We start from the raw sequence: 20,512 nt of genomic DNA, 5'->3' as shown, positions 1-20,512 counted from the left end.
AAACCTCGACTAAACGGTGTATGAAGCATGACTACCATTCTGAAAGCCCACTTGTTCAATTGGTGAGTTTCAACAAGTTGTTGGAACATTACGATGAGCAGCTCAACAGCTCCAATAAACACATGGCTGAACGGGCCAAATATGTCTTGGATGCACAGGCTCCATACCCAGAACTTCGTGAAGGCTTCACTGATTTGTCCCTACTGGAAACCTACAAGGATGTGATCAGCATTATTTTGGAGGATTCTTTTGCCCCCATTTTGACCAAGAACGAGATAAAAACAGCTTCAACGCCCTTCGAAAACTTGGTTTTTAACTCCTCGGAACGCTTTAGACAAATATTGAAAGATGCGGGAGAGGCATACGAACCGGAAATCACCAACATTCCACGTGAATTTGATTACATCATGAAGTGTACGGTGATCTTGCAGTTTTATTACGGTTACAATTTAGATTTTAAACGTCCATTTTTTTTCGATATACCCGATTCTAACGGTGTTATGCGCCGTTACCGTATTTTGTACAATGCGGATTTTATGGAAATCATCCCAACGGACAAAGCAAAGCCCGTTAGCCAGGATGATGTGGATGAGCTATTGGAGAACTTTTACAACTTAGATCTTTGGAAGGAGAAAATACCGCCCAATAGTTTTTTGGCCAAAGGCTTTGTCATCTCCAATATGTTTGATGTTACCGCGGAACATTCCGTATCGGAAATAAAGTCCACCTTGATCGGAAAGACCCAACGTGGGAACGAATCCTTTATGGAAAATTTTGAGGATACCTTTAGGTCTTTCTTCAGGTTGAACGATATCAAAGTCGGATTTGCTGGCTATGATTCGGGTGCCAATCGCTTTTTTAAGATTTATGGAAAGGGAATGGACAGCTATATCCTGAATGGGAAGGAAACCGAAGACTGTAATTCTACGTTTTGTAGCTATTCCCATGGAAAGCTTTTTAAGGAGAACAAGTATTTCGCCATTTCCAACGTCGAAAAATATTATCATAAAACGGAGGGCAAGGTTCAACCCTATAAAAATTTGATGGATCAGGGCATTAAAAGTGCCATTTTATCACCCATTGCCATGAATGGTGAGCTATTGGGGGTTTTGGAGCTGGTTTCCGGCAAAGTGAACGAACTCAATAGCGTAAATGCCAATAAGTTGGACGATGTGATGCCTTACATCGTGGCGGCGGTGATGCGCACCATCGAAGAAGAGGAAAATCTGATTGATGCCGTAATCCAACACGAATGTACTTCTGTGCACCCATCGGTGTATTGGAAATTTCAGGAAGAGGCCAAACGCTTTATGGCCGATGAACTGTCGGGCAACGAGGCGGTTTTTAAAGAAGTTGTTTTTAAGGACGTATATCCGCTATACGGACAAATTGATATCAAGGATTCTGCAAAGGAACGTAATTTGGCCATCCAACGAGATTTGATGATTCAGTTATCTGAAATCAATGATGTGCTGGAAATCGCTTTTAGCAAATACAAGTTGCCTATCTACGAGGAACTGATGTTCCGGGTCAACAATTATTTGAACGAAGTAAAAGAGGCCCTGTTCACCCATACGGAACAAGCCGTATTCGATTTTGTAAAAGTTGAGGTAGACCCTGTTTTTGAGCATTTGCAAAAAGAAGATGCCGAAATAGCGGTATTACTCGAAGCGTACAAGGAAAAAATAGACAAGTCCACCGAAAGCTACTACGATCATCGCAGAAACTATGATGAAAGCGTGATGGAGGCCAACATGAAATTGGCTGCCCTATTGGATAAAAAACAGGAAGAGGCCCAAAAAATGTTTCCACACTATTTTGAACGGTACAAAACCGATGGGGTGGAACACAATATGTACATTGGCAGTTCCATCGCAAAGGACCGTGAGTTCAATGAGTTGTTTTTAAGCAATCTTAGATTGTGGCAGTTACAGGTAATGGTAGAAATGGAGAATAAATACTATGCCCTAAAACCGTATTTGTCCGTCAAATTGGATGTGGCCTCATTGGTCTTAGTGTACAGTACGTCCTTGGCCATACGGTTTAGGATGGATGAAAAGCGCTTTGATGTGGATGGAACCTACAACGCCAGATATGAGGTAATCAAAAAGCGAATCGATAAATCCTTCGTGAAAGGAACCAACGAACGCCTTACCCAAAAGGGGAAATTGGCCATTGTGTACTCGCAGCGCAAAGACGAAAAAGAGTATTTGAGGTATATCAGTTTCCTAAAGGCCAAAGGCTACTTTACCAACAATATTGAGATTGTAGAACTTGAAGGCGTCCAAGGGGTTTCTGGATTAAAGGCCATTCGGGCAGAAATTCTCTATCAAAAGGATAAAAAATCCGAGCGTACCTATACCTACGATGATTTGATGGAAGAACTGAACAACTAGCCTAAAAAATCAATCGGTCGGGGCCAAAAAAACGGAAGGCAATCCCAAAGGAAATCACGGAAATGATCATCCCTACCATGAATATATTGTAGGTAATGCGAAGTATCTTGTATTTTTTGTTCAACACAACGCCTAAATAATAGAGGTCTTTCGTGAGGGACGAGTATACGTAATCCTTGTCCTTGACCATTTCCTGTAAGGCCCATTCGTACTCCTTTAGGTCCATTTGATGAAAGTTTCCAAAAAACAACAAGTTTACCCGTCGCTCCTCCACATCCTCCTTGGTGAATTTTCCAGCGGTGATATTGGGTCTTGTTGCCAAAACGGACAATACCATGGAAACAACACTGAACATAATCAAAATCAAAGTGGGATAGATCATATAGGTATTGGAAGGATTGTCCAACTTGGTGAGCAAATTGGCCAATACCAGCGAAATGATAATCGCATTCACCGATAAGAGGATGTTGGCTTTGGTGTCGGCGATATCACTCAGTTTCAAGTGGTTTTTCAATGTTACACGATACAGCGTTTGTACGCTTCGGTCGGGACTTTCGCTTTTGTATTTGGCTTTGAGTGCTTCCTTTTTGGCAATCTTTTTTTCGGCCTTTTTCTCTTTGAGGAGCTGCTTCAAGTTTTTTTGCTTTCCATCTTCCCAGTTTTCTTTGGCGTAGTCCGTATAAAACTGATGTTTGCGGAACATTTTAATGTTCTTGTCCCGCCACTTTTTGGAGGAATAGTCTGCAATCCCCAATTCCTTAAGCTCATCTTTTAAAAAATCCGTTGTTTCCCAATAACTCCTTTTGGCAAAATGCGACATATCCGCATCGCGAATAATCTGTTCGGATAAGGTATTGGGCTCGTTACACATTTTAGTGGCCATAATCAAAGAGCAGACCTCATGGATTCCCTTTTGATCATAGCCCTGTTCCTTTAGGAAATTGGAAGCAAGCCTACAACTATTTTCTTCGTGGCCCTCATGGCCATGAACATGGCCTACATCGTGGAACCAAGCTGCCAACAGCAATTGTTCTGTCTTGGCATCGTCTAAATTATAGTGATTGAGCAATTCTTTAGTACTTTTGACTACTCGTTCGGTATGTCGCAAGTTGTGGTACAAGAACTTGGAGTCGAGTTCCTCCGTTAAAAGATTAGAAACGAAGTGTTTAGTTTTATCAACAATTTCCGACATATACTCTGATTGGAATTCCAAATTACAAAATTTTGGTATTAACGTCGTGCAATATGAAGAAACATTACTTGCTAGCCCTGCTCATTGGCGTATTGCATGGTTGCGCCACCTACCAAACCAAGTATGCACAGCCTTTCTCTGTTGATGTTGCTGATGCCAAAAAGGACGTGGAACATACCTTCTACTTGATTGGCGATGCAGGAAAATCTCCCATGGGCCAGCTCAATCCTACCTTGAAAAGATTCAAAAGGGAGCTTGAGAACGCCAAACCGAACAGTACGGCTATTTTTTTGGGTGATAATATTTATCCAGCTGGTTTTGTGGATAAGGATGATGACCCTGAAGGCTATCAGCAATCCAAGCATTATTTGGACGCACAATTGGCCACTTTGGAGAATTTTAAGGGCAAGCCGATTTTCATTCCAGGCAACCACGATTGGTATAGCAATGGTTTGAAAGGTCTGAAACGGGAAGAGGAATATGTGGAGGATGTACTGGACGACAATGAAGCGTTTCAACCCGAAAATGGCTGTCCCATAGAGGATATAGAGATCAGTGACAATGTTATGGTCATTGCCATTGATACAGAATGGTACTTGGTCAACTGGGACAAGCACCCCACCATGAACGATGAATGTGAGATTAAGGATAGGGGACGATTTTTTGAGGAACTGGAAAGTTTGATCAAAAAGAACAGGCAAAAAACGGTCATTATTGCTTTGCACCATCCCCTATTATCGTATGGCGTACATGGGGGGCAATTTTCATTCAAACAAGGACTTTATCCTAATGGTGGAAAGGTGCCCATGCCGTTTTTGGGTGCGGCCATCAATCTACTGCGAAAAACATCAGGCGCATCGGCCGAAGACCTTTCCAATCAGTTGTACAACGAGCTAAAGAAGCGAATCCTGACACTATCGCAATATTCCGATAAGATCATTTTCGCATCAGGACACGAACATACCCTCCAGTATATCGAAGAATTTGGTAAGCCTCAGATTGTTAGTGGTTCTGGAGCAAAAACTGGTGAAACCCGATTGCTAAATGGCAGTAAGTTTTCTTCAGGAATGAATGGGTATGCGGTTTTGACCGTTTACAAAGATGGTTCCTCCGAGGTGGTGTTCCGTGGGACCGAAGCAGATACCGTATTGTTCCGGACCCCTGTCCTTTCACCGGATAGATCAACGAAAAAAATCAAGATGGATGATGATTTTCCGGCGTATCAAATGGCTTCGGTCTATTCACCGGAAGAAATCGAAAAGAGTGGATTCCACAAATGGCTTTGGGGAGAACGGTATAGAAAATACTATGGAACCCAGGTGAAAGCGCCCACTGTCCGTTTGGATACACTCTTTGGAGGCCTCACCGTGGTTCGAAAAGGCGGAGGCAACCAATCCAATTCCCTGCGGTTGGCCGACAAAGAAGGAAGGGAATATGTGATGCGAGGTCTAAGAAAAAGTGCCGAAAGGTATCTGCAGGCCATCGCCTTCCAAGAGCAATATATCATCGGGCAATTTCAGGACACCTATACCCAAGAACTGTTGTTGGACCTATACACGGGAGCACATCCATATGCGCCATTTACCATAGGTAAACTTTCCGAGGCCCTCGGAATGTTCCATACCAATCCCAAATTGTTTTACGTGCCCAAACAATCGGTTTTGGGAGATTACAACAAGGAATTCGGCGATGGTCTTTATATGATCGAGGAACATGTTTCCGATGATCACGATAATCTGAAAAGCTTTGGATTTACCAAAAAAATTGAAAGCACCTACGATTTGATGGACAAGCTCCGGGAAGATGAAGAGTATAGCATAGATCAGAAGGAGTATGTAAAGGCCCGCCTTTTTGATATAATGATCGGGGACTGGGATAGGCACGTGGATCAATGGAGGTGGGCAGAGTTTGAAACCGAAGAAGGCAATAAAGTATATAAACCCATTGCTCGGGACAGGGATCAAGTATTTTCCCGATGGGGAGATGGCCTGATTATGGGTTTTGGTTCCAGAACTATCCCTGGATTGCGGATTTTTGAAGGTTTTCACGAAAAAATACGGAGTGTGGAAGGATTCACCTCGTCCCCTCGCACCTTTGCCTTGGATATGGCCTTGTTATCAGAAACCGATTTGGATACATGGATAGAACAGGCCGAATTCATCCAGCAAAACCTCAATGGGGAAATCATCGACGAAGCATTTTTGGCATTTCCCGAAGAGGTTAGGGACGAGACCTTGACCGAAATCAAACGGATATTATTGGCCAGAAAAGCCAACCTGGTTCAGACTGCCAAGGATTATTATGCAGTATTGAACCGATATAGTGTGGTCACGGGAACGGACAAGGATGATTATTTTAATATCGTTTCCCTTCCCAATGGTCATGTGGAAGTTAGGGCCTATCGCATCAAGGGAGGGGAGATGACCGATCTTTTCTTCAGTAAAGTTTATGACCCCAACTACACCAAGGAAATATGGGTGTACGGTCTGGACGACGATGATGTGTTCGATGCCCGAACGGAAACTTCACGCATAAAGGTGCGAATTGTTGGGGGCCAGAACAACGATGTGTACAAGATTTCGGAAGGCTCAAAAAAAGTTTGGGTCTACGATTTTAAGGATAAGAAAAACACCCTGGAAGAAGCCTATGGTGGTAAAATCAATCTTGTAAAGGATTACGACACGAATACTTATGAGTTCCTGAACATTAAGGCGAGCAATAATCAAGTATTGCCGACCATTGGCTTTAATCCTGACGATGGTGTTCGAATTGGGCTTACCGATACTTACACCTTTAATGGTTTCAGAAAAAACCCATTTACGCAGCAGCATACCTTTAATGCCGCCTATTATTTTGCTACGGATGGGTTTGATTTGGGCTATCGTGGCGAATTTGCCCATGTGTTTAACAAAGTGAATCTGGAAGTCTCAGCTAAGTTTACCAGCCCAAACTTTACCCGTAACTTTTTCGGGTTTGGCAACGAAACGGTCAACAATGATGATACCGAGCCTTTGGGCTTGGATTACAATCGAGTACGCATACGTACGTTACAGCTTTCGCCCTCATTGGTATGGCGTGGGTTTCTAGGCTCCAAGGTACGATTGGGTGTTGCCTATGAAAATATCGAAATAGAAGAAACCGAGAATAGGTTTATCAACGAATTTTACGTGGCCAACGGCGAAGAAAACCATCTAAGTTTTTTTGGGGCCGATGGTGAATACAGCTATTCCAATACGGATAACGAGGCGTTCCCCACCGTGGGTATGGCCTTTTCCCTAAAAGGGGGCTTTAGAAAAAATTTGGACGACGGTTCACGGTCTTTTGGGTATGTGATACCATCGTTTTCCATGGACCATAAACTTACCGCGAACGGTAGGTTGGTTTTGGCTACCCAACTCAAGGGACACTTTACCATTGGCAATGGCTACGAATTTTATCAAGCGGCAAGTATTGGAGGGGACAATGGGCTGCGCGGGTTTCGATTTCAACGGTTTACGGGTAAAACGGCTTATTTTCAAAACACCGATGTTCGCTATAGTTTTAGAAGGACCAAAACTGGGATTCTTCCTGTAACCCCTGGGGTCTATGGTGGTTTTGACTATGGAAGGGTATGGTTCCCGGGTGATTCCTCACGTGTTTGGCACAATTCGTATGGAGGCGGATTTTTCCTGAACGGCGCCGATTTACTCTCTGCGAATTTTGGACTTTTCAATAGCTCGGATGGCCTTCGATTCGCTTTTGGCCTTGGATTTGGGTTTTAATCCATAATGTACTTATACAGGGTTTGCCCACCAAACGGATTTTTTTCGTCCGCAACAATCAGTGTTTTGTCGTTGGCAAAACAGACCGATTCAATCTGCGTATTGGTTTTTAAGTCCACGATTTTTATGGTGGAATTAGAGAAGTCCGGTGCTGTAAAGTCAGTAAGCAAAAAAACGAGTCCATAGCTCAAAAGAGCAATGGTTTTTCCATCCGGTGAGATGTCGGCACTGGTCACCGAACAGCGATTTTGGTCTTCGCAGAGGAAAAGTGCGCCCAAGAATTCAGCCTCATAGCTTCCCTCTTTGTCAGGTACCCGATACATCAATGTCTTTCCAGAGTAGGGCCGAGTTCGATTTTTGGTGAAAATGTAAAGATGGCCGTTTAAATGAAAGAATCCCTCCGTATCGAAATATAAACTGTCCTTTTTGGGTGGAAAATCATTTTGTTGGGGATACCTAAACTCAATTTTATCAGCGTTTGGTTTTTTCCTGTCCAGTTCCTCTTTCGGGATTTTATATATGACCAGGTCATCCCGTTCGTTTTTGTTGTTTCCGAAGTCACCGATATACAAGTTGCCTTCACTATCCTTGGCCAAATCTTCCCAATCTTCATTTTTGGCGTGATCTATTTCCAAGGATTCCCTTAGTTCGCCCTTATCGTTGATTTTATAAATTTCGTCTTGGTTGCCACTATCTTCAATAACCCAGAAATATCCATTGTCCGCTAGTTCCAGACCTGATACTTCCTTCAATTTGGAGGGGAGGCCGGCCATGGGTTCCAGCTCGCGCAAATAATTTTGTTGTGCACATGTCTGGGCAAAAAAGATGAGCAGTAAAAGGGATAGTTTATTCATCACTTTCCTTTATGGGCATAAACACTTCGGTGGTCCATTCCAATTCATTGCCCCCCATGTTAGGGTTATTGTAGAAAACCTCTATTGGTGTCTTTTCAACAGGAATATTATTTTCCTCGGCGTAATCGAGCAGCGCGAACCATGCTCTGTCAGAAGTAATATAATTCCCGTGATAAATCGCTTTTAGGGCATTTTGTGAAAATATACGCTTGTACACAATATCTGGGTGGTCGGGAAGCTTTTCCGAACGGATAATGGGATTGCAAAAGTTGAATGTGAGACTGTTGTTCTTCAAATCCCAATCCTCAACTTGAACGAATGGCGGGCCATTTAGTTGCACCTCGTTCTGGAGTAGGATACCGTTCAAAAAATTGTAGTTTTTCATCATGCCCAAGGCCTTACCTTCTGTGGTGGTCTTAAGCGGGATGCAAGCACAAAAGGATGAAAATATTTCCTCTTCACCTTCAACGGATACGGTAAATCTTTTGATATGGTCGTTCAAAAAATCGTTGAAATCCAAGAGCAACTTTCTCGAACCTTTTTCAAAATCAGTATCGGAAAAAGGGATGGCCAGACGATTATTGAAGGAATGATTCAAGTCCGTTATGTTTACTTGGACTTGGCTCAACGAGTCATGCACTGGCTCTATTTCCCAGTCGAAGACCTGCAAGGAATCGTTTACCAAGATCGTTTGCCTAAAATGCCGTGGACTTTCATAATCCAAGGGAATAACGGAATCAAAACCTTGGTTCCATGCCTTTACCGACTCGAATATGGTACCCGGAATGGCCTTGGCCTTAAAATTGACTTGATAATCCTGGGGTTTTAACAAAAAATACCACAAAATCACTCCTACCACAAGGGCAAGGATTATTGAACTAATCTTCCTCATAACTAAGTGGCAAAAATACGGATTAGCCTTTTGTCATGTCCAATTTATCGACCACAAATTTTCCTAAGTCCCTACCTTGTTTTATGCCCACATCAATGGCGGCCCTATAATGGATTCCACCGTACATGCGGCTTAATGCTGCCTCATCGGAAGCTTGTTTAAATGAGCTAAAAGAGCGTACAGGAAGGCCATAGGCAACTTCTGTATCATCGTCAAAGGCGAAGTTGTCACCAAAAATACTGGTCAGTGCGGTAGCTGCGGCCCCGGAGACCACGCTGTGCCCACTTGTATACTCTGGGAAGGGCGGGGTTTGCAGCACTGGCTCCCAACTGTCGTCGATATACTCATTGATCACGGTTTCTGGACGAATGAGATTGCTCCGGTACTTTTCGTCCCAACAGCTGATAAAGGCATCGGCAATGGCAATGGATGTCTTGGTATAGGCATAAACCGTTTTGGCAAAATCGGAATTCGTTTTACGGGATGCGATTTTGGTAATCCCTATCCAGTGTGCACCAGGCGTAATCTTTTTGGTGGCAAACATCAAATGTCCACGGGTCACAGAAACGTAAGGGTTACAGTCCCAAAACTGTGCAATGGCTATCTCTTCTGATTTATCGCCTTTACCAATCATATTCTTGCGAACCTCGTAAACCTCCATCACTTCTTTGTAGAACTGGGAATCTTCCTCCATGGAAAACTCCGGTGGCGGGATGGGCTTAAATTGCTGTGCCGAATCGATGGCAAAGGGACGGATTTTTTCCCAATGTGGCTCAATACCGTTCATATAGGCCGGGGGAGTGGGCTGCCAGCGCGATGGGTCATCCGAATTCACGGAGAACTTGGGCATGGTACGGGTCTCCTTATAATTGTCCTTGTTCATCCATTCCCCGATAAAATCGGCCACTTCTAAACCATATTCCTTAGAGGCGTTAAAAACGGGTTCATTTTTGTCCATCCAAAGGGTATATAAACTGTCTCGGAAAGTTTCCATCCGTTCTTCCGAAAAAATGAGACGCTTACTCAAATCCATGTGGGCCACCAAAGCGGCCATTTCAAAATTGATGTTTTCCTCATTTTCAGGAGTAGGAATGTTACCTAAATCCGTTACTTGGCCTGCCAACGACTTGTATTTGTCATTTTTTAAGGCAACAATCTCATAAGCGGCAATGTTGGGATAGGCAAAGATGCGACTGGCCACTGGAGGCGAAAAAATATCATGAATCATGATTTCAATGACCTTATCCACTGAGGCATGAAGCTCTTCAGGCGTAATTTCAATAGGTTCCTCTTTCTTCTGGCACGATGCCAAAACCAACAAAACTGCTGCAATTAGTAGTATTCCTTTTTTTCTCATGGCCTATCAGTTTACTTATTGATTTTATAGACTTGTGCTGCCTCATCATTGAAGACGGCCAACACGTATTTTTGATTGTTTACTGTAAAAGTTTGTAGATGACGAACCGACTTTTTGGTGAAATCCAATCCAAGCAGGTTCCCCAGAACCACATCATCCTCATTTTTGATAAGGGCGCCTGGAAATGAATCCAATCTGCCGTGATACGGTTTTACCCCGAAATAATTACCTCCCAAAAGAGCCTCCTTGGTGCCATCTCCGTCGAAATCATCTACTGCAATGGACATGATCGGGGATACCTGAAGTTCATTCTGGAACGGCACAAAGGTAAAATTACCGTCGTCGTTTCTGGCATAGCCGGATTGCAGGGTATTTACCTCCAATTGTGTGGATGCATCCAAAACGTCTTCACCAAAAATTTCTTCGATGGTCTGCCCGGCGAAGGATTTGTAGGTGGTATATTTCTTTTTAAGGTAGACCAATTGTGAGGCTAGGCCGTCCAAGGTTTCCAACGCATAGTAGTTACCGTTTTTCTCCATGGCTGTGATGGTCTCCGTCTGACCATTTTCATCAAAATCGTTGAAATAAAGCCTCATTGGGTGTTCTTTGGATGCCTTGAACTTCGAGTTGGTGCCCCAGTTGCCCAAAAGGTAGTCCATATCCCCATCACCATCCATATCAAAGGCTTCAATGGTCTGCCAAAGTCCTGTCAAATCCAATTGTGATACTTCGGTGAACGTTCCGTTCCCATATTTTAAAAATCTAGGCGCCATCCATTCCCCGACCAATATAAGGTCGGTGTTGGAATCCCCATCAAAATCACTCCAGATGGCATCGGTGACCATGCCTTGTGCGTGCGGTTCAAAATCTTTTCTGACTTCAAACGCGCCCCCTTTGTTCTCGAGCAAAACGGAGGTGGCCAAGGTCCCAAATTTACCGGTCAGTGTATGTCCGCCAATAAATACATCCAAATCACCGTCCCCATCAAAGTCAAAAGGCTTGACAACGGAGGAGTTTTGATAGATTTCCGGCAGTGCAACTGCTTCAAAAACAGTGTCTTTTTGTACGTAAAAAGCATCTAAAAGAGCCTCCGAAGTGCCATAAAAGTCACCCCCGCCAGAACTGGTGATGATATCATTCTTACCATCGTTGTCAAAGTTCGCAATGCTCGCGGAAACTATCTCTTTGATAGAGTCTTTTTGAAGGCCATCAAATCGTTGGGGTACAAAAATGGAATCCTGTTGCACAAAGATTTGGGAAGCGATGTATTTGGAACCCCCAAAAAACACATCTTCTTTTCCATCCCCATTCAAATCCCCAATGGCTAGGGCGGGTCCTCTATCGGAAATCTGATAGGGAATCAACTTTTCACGGTTAAAATCGGTGTAATTGTCCTCGACATGCGTGAAGTCCAAGCCCAACTTATTGTCCACCGGAGTGAACATCGGTTGCTTCTTTGCCCTAAGGCTACCATAATCAAACGGTTGGGTATTGGATGGCTTTATGGTCAGTGTTTGGTTCAAGTTGACGTTGGTCAGCACTTGATAGGTTTTATCGGGCCAAATAATTTTTAGGGAATCCAAGGGTTGGTCCGATGCATATCCAAAATGAACCATAGGTTCGGATGAAGCTTGAAAACCACGGGTGGTGAACAATTCTTTAAACTGAAGTCCGTCCTTGTTGTAAGCATAGACCTTGGTGCCTATGCCAAATCTATTGTCCTTGGTATAGTCGAACTTTACCTTTAGGTAATTGCCTTTCCCATTGGTTTTGTTGATATAGAGCGATGCGGGATGGTCGATATTGTTGGTTACCAAGTCCAAATCACCGTCACCATCCAAATCGCCCATGGCCGTTGCACCGGAAATCAAGGTATCCTTGGTCACCCATGTTTCGGACATGTCCTGAAATTGTAAGTCTTTATTTCCTTTGAAGACATAGTTGCTTACATTGCCAGAAGGCATCAGCTCCAGCGCTTTTTGGTCAACCAGTTTAGTATTGTCGATTTTCTGTTTGATTTGTTCCGTGGATACAAATTTGATAAAATCAAGGTCGTTCGGTCTTTTTGGAATCCCGTTCGAAATAAAAACGTCTTGTTGGCCGTCCAAATCGTAATCACCGAACAGGGCGCTCCAGCTCCAATCCGTAGCAGCAATTCCGCTCATAAGGGCGGTTTCCATAAAGTTGCCATCGGGTTGGTTCACAAAAAGCATATTGCGAGTAAACTGATAATGGTATCCAAAACGGTCAATACGCATTTTTTGGGTTTGGATATTGTCATCCCCTTCGGATGATTTTAAAGCCACCTCGTCTTCAGGAAGCATATCCAAGGAAAGAAAATCAGGTCGCCCATCGTTGTTGATATCGGCCACGTCGTTCCCCATGGAGAATCGGGAGGTGTGTCCAAAATACTTTTTGAGGCTTTCAGTAAAGGTGCCGTCACCGTTGTTGAGGTAATAATAGTCATCCTCGTGGAAGTCGTTGCCCACATAGATATCGGGGTAGCCGTCTTGATTGAAATCGGCAATGGCCAATCCAAGTCCGTACCCATTGATTCCGCCGTAGATGCCTGCTTCTTCGCTCACATCGGTAAACTTTCCATTGTCGTTGCGGAGCAGCTTGTCCCCGGTTTCGTATCGACGTTCGTATCGCAAATCAAAACGGCCAAAGGAGTTTTGGGTGTGTACGGCATGGTTGAGGAGGTACAGGTCCAAATCTCCGTCGAGGTCATAATCAAAAAAAGAGGCGTTGGAACTGTACGAGTCGAAATCCAACCCGTATTTTGCCGCACTTTCGGTAAAGGTATTGTCCCCATTATTGATGTACAGCTCGTTGAAGCCGTTGAAACCGTTAATGCCCACTACGGCACAAACATAGATATCCAACAGCCCATCCCCGTTAATATCGGCCATGGTGGTGCCGGTGTTCCAACTGCTGTTGCCCTCTATTCCAGCCGAGGTTGAGATGTCTTCGAATTGCAGGTTACCTTTGTTGAGGTACAATTTATTCTTGACTTGGTTTCCACTGAAGAAGATGTCCGGCAGTCCATCATTGTTGATGTCGCCAATGGACACCCCTCCTCCGTTGTAGAAGTAGAGGTAGTCCAGTATGCTCAAGTCATCGGTAGGGGTAAGGGTATTGGTAAAGCCGATTCCTGTTTTTTGGGGTTCGGGATTTTCAAAAAGACTCCCTTCCTTTTTGCAGGATACCATACCGAGGGTAATCAACGCTATAATGAGAAACCTATTCATTGATTGCAAAAATCTTTGGTTTGTTATTGTTTACGGCCGCAATAACGTAAGTTTTCCCGTTTTTATCCTTGAATTGCTTAAGGTATTTTACTTCATCCCTAATTTTGAACCCACTGGTTTCATAATCTTGCCATGTAAACCCAAGTTGACCATCCCCCAACAGGAGATTGCCTTGGCTGGCATCCAATCGGGAGAATTGTGGTTTAAATTCGTAGTTGTTTCCGGCCATGATCAAATCTAGATTTCCGTCTTTGTTGACATCGGTACAGGTGATGTCACAAACACAGGACAACTGTACCCGAGCAGGCAGGTTCTGAATGGTAAACTTCCCGTTGCCTTCGTTGATGGCAATCACCGAGGCTGAGGTTTCGGCCTTTTTCACTATGGATTTGGCCATTACTTCTTCCGGGAATAGTTGGTGAATGGTCCGATGTGCGTAGTCGGATGCTTTTAGGTTTTGCTTTTTAAGGTTAGGTAATTGTTCGGTGAGCTCCCTTTTTTGGTGGATGGGATAGTCTCCTCCATTTTCCTGCAGGGTCATGATCTGCTCTATGGTCCCATTGTTGTCATAATCGTTGATGTACAACTTCATTGGGGCGTACGCTGTTGGTTTGTAATGCAGGTTGAGGCCTTGGTTGCCCAAAATCAGGTCTTGATCGCCATCACCGTCCAAATCTGCAGTCTCTACAGTGTTCCACCATCCGTACAGGCTGTCCAGGGAGCTGTCCATTTTGGTCAGCCTTCTACCTGTGTTTTTATAAATTTTGGGCGTATCCCATTCCGCGGTGACAATCAGGTCTTTTTTACCGTCCCCATCCATATCCTTCCATTGGGAATCGGTTACCATTCCGGCATCCTTTAAATCATACCCCAAACGTTCGGTAACATCGGTAAAGGTACCATCACCCATATTTTCCAATAAAAGATGGTCGGGAGAAACGCCGTACACGCCTACTACGCTTCTCGAACCTATAAATAGGTCAACGTCGCCATCGTCGTCATAGTCATGTGGTGCTATGGTCGCGATATTTTTATAGGTTGATGGTAGTTCAATCTTTGATTTTGAAAAATTTCCTTTGCCGTCATTAATGTAGAGTCTAGAAATGTAACTGCGCTCCATGCCCACATTGTTGCCTCCTGAGCCAACGACCAAATCGAGATCTCCATCGCCATCTGCATCAAAAAATGCTGCGGCCACGTCCTCATATTCCTTGTCGGTTTCAAAGGAAGCACTGTTATTTGCAGTTGTCCTTCCATTGCCTTTATGCAAATACAGGGTGCCAGGTTGACCTTTGGCGCCTCCGATAAAAAAGTCTTCGTTGCCGTCACCATCAACATCAGCCACGGCAAGAGAAGGTCCTTCTTGCGACAGTTTGTGAGAAATCAGCCCTTCGTAGTCAAAATCGTTATAGCTATCTTCCTGATGAACAGCCGCAAAATTGGTATCCATTTCCCTTAGATAGGATTTTTTTTCCTCCTTTTTTGGAAGAACATAGGTTTCCGTTGCATTGGCATGTTTCACGGTTAAGACTTGATTGGCTTGTACATTCTGAAATTTTTGCGTTCGTTCATCGGGCCATACAATACGAATGGAGTCCAATTGAGTGTTTTTTCCCAGTCCAATGGTCATATCGTATTGGATGGACGATTGAAACCCTCTGGAGGGAATCAATTCTTGGTTGACAATGTTTCCATCGAAGTAAAGTTTGGCCAAGGTGCCCACGCCAAAAGGGTTGCCTTGGGGGCCTTTGAACTTGAGCTGTATGTAGTTATTGTTCAATTGGGACTCTGTATTGTTTTTATAAATGTAGGCGGGAGTGTTCACGTTGTTGATGACCAAGTCAAGGTCTCCATCGTTATCCAAATCACCATAGGCGGCTCCATTGGAGCGGGAGGGGAGTTCGAAGCCCCATTCCTTGTTCGCGTTGGTAAAGGAAATGTCGCCATTGTTCTTGTACGCATAGTTGGGCTGTGGCTTAATGGGCATTTTGTTGATAATGGAATCTATGGATTCCTTTTTTCCGGTCAGTGCCATTTTTTGCACAATCTCGTTGGCGAAGAAATCCACAAAATCCAAATCTGTCAGGTCGTGGTTGATACCATTGGTGATAAAAATGTCCTTAAGGCCATCGTTGTCCATATCGAACATAAGCCCGGCCCAGCTCCAATCGGTGGCGTGTATGCCACTGTAATAGGCTACTTCAGAAAAAGTACCGTTACCATTGTTGAGCTGCAGGGTATTTTGAATGTATTGTTGTCCAAAATCCTTGTTCTGTTTCAGGTTAAAGACGTTGTACCCCTCAAATTCCATGACCGATTTTACCCGATGCTCTTTTTCGGGAAGCATGTCGGTAATAAAAATGTCATTATGCCCATCATTGTTGATGTCGGCCACATCGATTCCCATGGCAGATAGGCTCAAATGTGAGGTCCAGTCGTTGATTTCCTCATTAAAGGTCCCATCTTTTTGGTTAATGTAGAGGTAATCTCTTTCATAAAAATCGTTGGACACATAAATGTCGGGGTAAAGGTCTCCGTTGAAATCAGTCACCAAAACACCAAGTCCAAAACCGATAAGACTTCCATAAATACCGGCTTCTTCGCTTACGTCCACAAATTTACCGTTGTCGTTGCGCAGCAACATATCGCCCACGCCTTTAAAAATATCAGGTACTCCTTCCCAGTCTTGAGCCCTTACCTCACGTTGCTCCGCATAACCTAGGCTGCTAACGGGGATGTTGCTGTTGTTGAGGATATAAGCGTCCAGATCCCCATCCTTGTCATAATCAAAAAAGGAGGCATGTGTGGTAAAACCGGTTTTGGCCAAATTGTACTCTGCTGCTTTTTCGGTAAAGGTCAAATCACCATTATTGATGTACAGGTCGTTGTCATGGTTGTTACCTTCCATATTCCCTGCATTACAGACATAAATGTCCAGAAGGCCGTCATGGTTGATGTCCACCATGACCACCCCAGTGGACCAAGGTTTGTTGCCAAGAACCCCAGCCTGTTCAGAAATATCCTCGAACTTCATGTTTCCTTTGTTGAGATATAGTCTGTTGGGTTCCATGTTCCCGGTGAGGTAAATGTCCTGGAGTCCGTCGTTGTTCACGTCGCCAATCGCCACGCCACCTCCATTGTAAAAGTTTCGGTATTTGAAGATGTTGAAATCCTTTCTGTTCTCCACTTTGTTGATGAAGGTGACACCGCTTTCTTCAGGTGAGAGCAGGGTAAAAAGGGTCTCTTTTTGTTCTTCTGCTGCGGTTTGGTCTTCTTTTTTGTTGTTACATGCGGATAGACCAACTAGTACAAGGGATAGAATTATATATTTCAGTTTCATCAATCGTTCTGTTTTTTAACCAAAAAAATGGGAGCAGCATTGTTCATCGTAATGATGAATTCTTCGTTCCCATTGTTGTTTATGTTCGCTATTTTTCTGGCTGCACCGGAAATGCCCAGACTCCGTTCCCAGCTAATGTTGCCACTGTCGTCATTCTGTAACAAAAATCCGTGTGAAGCATCCAATCTACCAAGTTGAGTGCTTATCTCAAAATTATTGCCTACCATTAATATTTCATTAATCATTCCTTGATCGTTTTTTACCAAGTGTATATCGTTTACCGAGGAAGATTGTACAAGATGGGGCAATTCCTTGGGAGAGAAGTTGTTGTTGCCATCATTTTCAAAATAGGAGGTGCTAAGGAGATAGACTTTTCTCTGGGTAGCTTCTTCCAACTTGTCTTTTCCAAATAGTTCTTCCAAGGATGCTTTGGCAAAGTCTTCGTAAAAGAGAAATTTTTTGTTCAAAAAGGGCATTTGTTTCGCCAGTTCATCCTTTGAGGCGAAGGCGGTTTCACGATTTCCGTGGAAATGGGTCACAACGGTTTCAATAGAGCCGTTATCATCAAAATCGTTGATGTACAGGGTGATTGGTTTTTCAACTGAAGCATTAAATTTGGTGTTTAGTCCCCAATTGCCGGCCAGCAAGTCCAAATCACCATCATTATCCAGATCCGCTAGTTCCATAGTATTCCACCAACCATGGGTATTGTCGAGACCATTGTTCTTTTGGAGGGACAGTTGTTTTCCATCGTTCAGAAAGATAGAGATGGGATTCCAATGTCCAGCGACAATGAGGTCTTTATAGCCGTTGCCGTCTAGGTCTTCCCAGACAAAGTCTTTTATATTCCCGAATTGTTGTAACGAAGGGGCAAAGGAAGGTGTAATGTTCCGGAAAGTTCCATTGCCATCGTTTTCAAGAAGATATTGTTGACTTTTCTCTCCAAATTTTGTTGATACCGCATTGGAGGAAATCAATAGGTCCATGTCTCCATCATTGTCCACATCTATCGCATCAACCTTAGAGACGTTGATTTCAATTTGACGGAAGATATTCTTAACCTTCTCCAATTTCCCACCCGTGTTTCGGTACAGTCGCGGCCGTAAGGGTTCGCCTGCCGTAAATTCGTTACCTCCGCTCACAACGATAAGGTCTAGGTCCATGTCGTTGTCCACGTCCACAAAGATTTGGTCAATATCTTCGTTAATCGCATCTTCTTCAAATAGTTCCGGTTGATGGTCGTGATAGTTGCCCTGAGCATCCTGAAGATAGAGTTTGGATGCCTGTTTTTTACCACCACAGATGAAAATGTCATCGAGACCATCGCCATTTAAGTCGGCAACGCCTACCGACGGACCTTCGTTGGAATATGCAAAGGGAATCAATGGATTCCGATCAAAGTCCAAGCTGGGATATTCCTTATGTACAAAATTGAGGTTGCGGGAAGAGGGATTATAATAGGGAATGTTTTTATTGGGGGTATTACCAAAATAATTTCCACTGGCATCGGAATAATCAACCGTTATAAGTTGATTCGCTTTGATATTTTTCAGTGTTTCAAATTTCCCTGTCGGCCAAACCACATGTAGGGAATCGATAATGGAATCCCTGCCTACCCCGAAGAGTAGGGTATTGTCCTTGGCGGACATGAAGCCACGTGTAGGAATGTTTTCTTGTACAGATTTCCCTTGTTGACGGAACAGTATAACCTTTGTGCCAATACCGAGGGTATTTTTTTCACTTCCTTTAAAGGCTAATTTGATGTAATTACCTTCACCAAGGGTGTTTTCCATAACAAAGGCTTCTTGATTTACATTGTTCACAACAATGTCAAGGTCGCCGTCATTGTCCAAATCGGCATATACGCATCCGTTGCTATAGGAATCTATCTGAGGTCCCCATGTTTTGGTTTCATTGGTAAAATGGGCTCCGCCGTTATTCCTGTAAAAGTAGTTCTGCACTTTCTTTTTCGGCAATCGGTCAATGAGCTCCATATCTTCATCGGATAGGCCCGTTTCAATATTTCGTTGGATTTCTTCATTGGAAATATAGTTGATGTAATCCATGTTATTGGTCACACCCTGAATCCCATTGGAAATAAAAAGGTCTTTGAACCCATCGTTATCGTAATCTGCAAAAAGTGCACCCCATGACCATTCTGTAGCGTCGATACCGCTTAGATTGGCAATTTCCCCAAAATTCTCACCGTCCAAATTCAGGTGGAGCGTGTTTTGCATGTATTGTGGAGCAAATCCATTTTTTAGGAACTGTTGGTACACCGGGTACGGATATTCCAATCCCGATGTTTTATAGGTTTCCAGGTCTTCGGGTAGCATATCCAAGGAAAGAATGTCGGGAAGGCCATCGTTATTGATGTCGGCAATATCGTTTCCCATGGAAAAATGTGTCGTGTGACCTAGCTTCTGGTCGTTTTCGGAGATGGTTTCCTTAAAGGTCCCATCTTTCTGGTTGATGTAGAGATAGTCGTTTTCAAAAAAATCGTTCCCAATATAAATGTCAGGATAGCCGTCGTTATTAACGTCGCTTATGGCAAGTCCGAGCCCATATCCTATGGTTCCTTGGAAAATGCCTGCTTTTCGGGATACATCTACAAACAACCCATTTTGATTTTCAAACAAGATATCGCCGGACATAGAATCGACGATTTTTCTTTTGGTTCCTTTTCCGTATGAGCGATTGGGGTTTACGGAGTGGTTGAGTAGATACATATCCAAATCTCCATCCAAATCGTAATCAAAAAAGGCTGCTTGGGTAGAATAGCCTATAAAATCAAGGCCATATTTTTTGGCTTCTTCTTTAAATGTAGGGATGCCCTGTGCGTCGACTCCCTGATTGATATAAAGTAAATTTTGCCCACGTATGATACCGTGGTCACCAACTTTACAAACGTAAATGTCCAAAAGGCCATCATTGTTTACATCGGCATGGGTGACCCCTGTTGTCCATCCCGAATCATTAATAAGGTGTGAGGATTTCGTAACATCCTTGAATTTAAATCCACCCTGATTAAGGTAAAATTTATCCTCGCCTTGATTGGAGGTGAAATACAAGTCTTGTAGGCCGTCGTTATTAAAGTCGCCTGCTGCAACTCCGGCTCCATTGTAAAAATATAGGTAGTTGAGAATGTTGAGTTCAGGGGTCTGGTTGAGACCATTATGGAATGTGATGCCTGTATGCTTGGAATCCTGGAGCACAAAAAGGGTTTGTTGCTCTTGTGTAGTACAGTTTAGCAGGGTAGACAAGAAACCAAAAATTATCCAGAATTGTCCTTTCATTTCTTTTTTCAATAGCAGGGGATAATATAGATAATTCCTTTTTTACGGTAAACACCAAGAAGACTAATGTTCTTCTAAGAAATGATTAATAATTGACTAATGCCGTTTAATTCAAAAAGAAGAGACCACCGATCGGTGGTCTCTTCCTATATTAAACATCTTAAACTATAAAT

9 protein-coding genes are annotated in these 20,512 nt (G+C 43.4%); 2 read left to right on the top strand and 7 right to left on the bottom strand.

The window, feature by feature from the left end; all coding sequences use genetic code 11:
• Window positions 1-20 precede the first annotated feature (20 nt).
• Window positions 21-2,396, top strand: coding sequence for a GAF domain-containing protein (locus EO130_RS00955; protein ID WP_127139668.1), 2,376 nt, complete (start codon window positions 21-23; stop codon window positions 2,394-2,396).
• A gap of 1 nt (window position 2,397) precedes the next feature.
• On the opposite strand, the gene EO130_RS00950 is transcribed toward EO130_RS00955, so the two are convergent.
• The gene (locus tag EO130_RS00950) at window positions 2,398-3,588 is read right to left on the bottom strand and encodes a Pycsar system effector family protein (RefSeq protein WP_127139667.1); all 1,191 of its coding nucleotides are present in this window, start codon (window positions 3,586-3,588) and stop codon (window positions 2,398-2,400) included.
• A 53-nt stretch (window positions 3,589-3,641) separates the two neighbouring features.
• On the opposite strand from EO130_RS00950, the gene EO130_RS00945 reads away from it, so the two are divergent.
• Window positions 3,642-7,349, top strand: a complete 3,708-nt coding sequence (locus EO130_RS00945; RefSeq protein WP_127139666.1) for a metallophosphoesterase — start codon at window positions 3,642-3,644, stop codon at window positions 7,347-7,349.
• Here the strand turns inward: EO130_RS00945 and EO130_RS00940 are convergent.
• Genes EO130_RS00940 through EO130_RS00915 form a run of 6 tightly spaced genes read right to left on the bottom strand, consistent with a single transcriptional unit; the run spans window position 7,346 to window position 20,306 of the window.
• Window positions 7,346-8,203, bottom strand: a complete 858-nt coding sequence (locus tag EO130_RS00940; RefSeq protein ID WP_127139665.1) for a hypothetical protein — start codon at window positions 8,201-8,203, stop codon at window positions 7,346-7,348. The genes EO130_RS00945 and EO130_RS00940 overlap by 4 nt on opposite strands.
• Window positions 8,196-9,095, bottom strand: coding sequence for a GyrI-like domain-containing protein (locus EO130_RS00935; RefSeq protein ID WP_127139664.1), 900 nt, complete (start codon window positions 9,093-9,095; stop codon window positions 8,196-8,198). Before EO130_RS00935 ends, EO130_RS00940 begins: the two co-directional genes overlap by 8 nt.
• 22 nt (window positions 9,096-9,117) lie before the next feature.
• Complete coding sequence (locus EO130_RS00930; RefSeq protein ID WP_127139663.1) at window positions 9,118-10,452, bottom strand: vanadium-dependent haloperoxidase; 1,335 nt, start codon at window positions 10,450-10,452, stop codon at window positions 9,118-9,120.
• An 11-nt stretch (window positions 10,453-10,463) separates the two neighbouring features.
• Window positions 10,464-13,703: a CRTAC1 family protein gene (locus tag EO130_RS00925; protein ID WP_127139662.1), complete on the bottom strand. Its 3,240-nt coding sequence runs from the start codon at window positions 13,701-13,703 to the stop codon at window positions 10,464-10,466.
• On the bottom strand, window positions 13,696-17,043 hold the full coding sequence (locus EO130_RS00920) for a CRTAC1 family protein (protein WP_127139661.1): 3,348 nt from the start codon (window positions 17,041-17,043) through the stop codon (window positions 13,696-13,698). The genes EO130_RS00925 and EO130_RS00920 overlap by 8 nt, the downstream gene beginning before the upstream one ends.
• Window positions 17,043-20,306 (bottom strand): VCBS repeat-containing protein, encoded by a 3,264-nt coding sequence (locus EO130_RS00915; protein ID WP_241244277.1) that lies wholly within the window; start codon window positions 20,304-20,306, stop codon window positions 17,043-17,045. Before EO130_RS00915 ends, EO130_RS00920 begins: the two co-directional genes overlap by 1 nt.
• Window positions 20,307-20,512 lie beyond the last annotated feature (206 nt).

The sequence above is a fragment of the Flagellimonas marinaquae genome (assembly GCF_003992675.1).
In the GTDB taxonomy this organism is placed as follows: domain Bacteria; phylum Bacteroidota; class Bacteroidia; order Flavobacteriales; family Flavobacteriaceae; genus Flagellimonas; species Flagellimonas marinaquae.
Note: the sequence above shows the minus strand (reverse complement) of the source record. Positions and strands in the feature narration are given on the sequence as shown.